The 2,287-nt window shown below is 61.7% G+C and carries 1 protein-coding gene and 1 pseudogene; both read left to right on the plus strand.

Annotated elements, in window-relative coordinates:
- A partial coding sequence (locus B3M53_RS01810) for a glutamate--cysteine ligase (protein ID WP_286799561.1) occupies nucleotides 1–966 on the plus strand: 966 nt, incomplete at its 5' end.
- Nucleotides 967–1,634: 668 nt separating this feature from the next.
- Nucleotides 1,635–2,287: pseudogene (locus tag B3M53_RS01815) on the plus strand (MFS transporter); the annotation flags it as partial.

Below are 2,287 nucleotides of genomic sequence, written 5' to 3' on the forward strand. Positions count from 1 at the left end.
CTGGGCCTCGGCTTCTCGCCGAAATGGTCTCTGGAAGAGACCCCGATGATGCCCAAGGACCGCTACAACATCATGAAAGCCTACATGCCCAAAGTGGGCACGCTGGGCCATCAGATGATGTTCCGCTCCTGCACGGTGCAGACCAATCTCGATTTCAGCTCTGAAGCGGACATGGTCAAGAAGATGCGCGTCTCGCTGGCGCTGCAGCCCATCGCCACCGCGCTGTTCGCCAATTCGCCCTTCGGCGACGGCAAGCCCAACGGCTATCTCAGCTATCGCGCCCATGTGTGGACCGACACCGACAATAACCGCACCGGCATGCTGCCCTTCGCCTTCGAAGAGGGCTTTGGCTATGAGCAATATGTGGACTGGGCGCTCGATGCGCCGATGTATTTCGTCAAGCGCAACTCGGTCTATCAGGACGCGTCGGGCCTCAGCTTCCGCGATTTCCTGAAAGGCGAGCTGCCGATCCTGCCCGGCGAGCTGCCGGTGATTTCAGACTGGGAAGATCATCTCTCGACGCTCTTCCCCGAAGTGCGCCTGAAAACCTTCCTTGAACAGCGCGGAGCCGATGGCGGACCGTGGAACCGCCTCTGCGCGCTGCCCGCCTTCTGGGTGGGTTTGCTCTATGACCAGAGCGCGCTCGACGCCGCCTGGGATCTGGTGAAGGACTGGACCGCGGACGAGCGTGACGCCATGCGCCTGGGCGCGGCGAAGACCGCGCTGAAAACCCCGTTCCGCAATACGACCCTGCAAGAGATCGCGAAACAGGCGCTCGCCATCTCCCGCGCCGGCCTGAAAGCGCGCCAGCGCCTGAACGCCCATGGCGAGAACGAGGCCCTGTTCCTGGATGATCTCGACGAGATCGCCAAGACGGGCGTCAGCCCCGCCGAACGCCTGCTCGAGCGCTATCACACCGCCTGGGGTGAAAGCGTAGAGCCGATCTTTGACGAGGCGGCGTATTAGGGGGCGTTGAATCCCCGGCCAAGCGGAGCGCAGAGCCGGGGCCTTCCTCAGGATAGGGCGCTTTAAGCGGAGGGCGGTCCCGGGTCTCGCAATGCTCGCCCGGGAATTCAGCTTCGTCGGCTATCGTCATCCCGGACGCGCAGCGATCCGGGATCTGGCGGAACCGCTTTGTTCTGATTGCAGAGACGCTGTCAGCAGATCCCGGCTCAGGGCCGGGATGACGCTCTTCTGTGTCCGTTCCCTCAACCTGTCATTCACCGGTTTATCCGGTGAATCCATGCCGTGACCTTTGATCAGACCAATCGGCATGGATCCCCTGCATGAAGCGGGGGATGACGTGTAAAGGCTATGTTCTTTCTTTCTCTTCCCCGGCGAAAGCCGGGGCCCAGAGCGGGATATGCGGCGATTGATGATCTCTGGATCCCGGCCTTCGCCGGGAAAGAGCGGTTAAGGGACCGCCCCCTTTCATCTGACCTCTTCCCTTCACCCAATAGAAGGACCGGACGCCCCTCCCGCCTCTCCCAATACCCCCACTGCCGCAAGGCCCTTGCGACTCCGCGTCTCGCGTGGTGTTTTGCGCGGTAGTATTTTCTTCATGAAGTTGATCACGGTCCTGTATTCACTGGCGCATGAGGGGCGTCGGGCCGTGATGGGGAGGACCTCAGCACATGAATATCGTTGTTCTGGCGGGGATCGTGATCACGATCGCCACCGCCATTCCGGTCTTTCTGGAGATGCGCAAGCATCCCAAGGGCCTGCATATTCTCTTCTTCGCGGAGATGTGGGAGCGGTTTTCCTATTACGGGATGCGCGGCCTGCTGATCTTCTATCTCACCCAGCATTTCCTGTTTAACGACAGCCTCGCCAGCGCGCAGTACGGCGCCTACACCGCGCTCGTCTATCTGCTGCCGCTTCTGGGCGGGTATCTGGCCGACCGGTACCTGGGCAACCGCAAGGCGATCGCCTTCGGCGCGCTTTTGCTGGTGGCCGGTCACGCCACCATGGGGATTGAAGGCGAGCCCGCGACCCAACAGCTGAGCTATCAGGGTCAGCAATACGAGCTGGTGGCTGAAGGCCGCGGCTCCATGCGTGAAGTCGCGCTGGAAGTGGACGGCGAGCTCTACCAGTTCTCCGCCAATGGCGAAGGCGATTTCCTGGTCGCGGGTCTGCCGGCCTCGGCGTCGATCCCGTCGCTTCTGCCCCAGGGCGAGTTCGAGATTCTGGAAGCCGAGCGTGATCGCACCTTCCTGAACATCTTCTACTTCGCGCTGGCGCTGATCATCGTGGGGGTGGGTTTCCTGAAGGCCAACATCTCCTCCAT

Origin of the sequence: Oceanicaulis sp. UBA2681 (assembly GCF_002354675.1) — a bacterium.
Lineage (GTDB): Bacteria > Pseudomonadota > Alphaproteobacteria > Caulobacterales > Maricaulaceae > Oceanicaulis > Oceanicaulis alexandrii.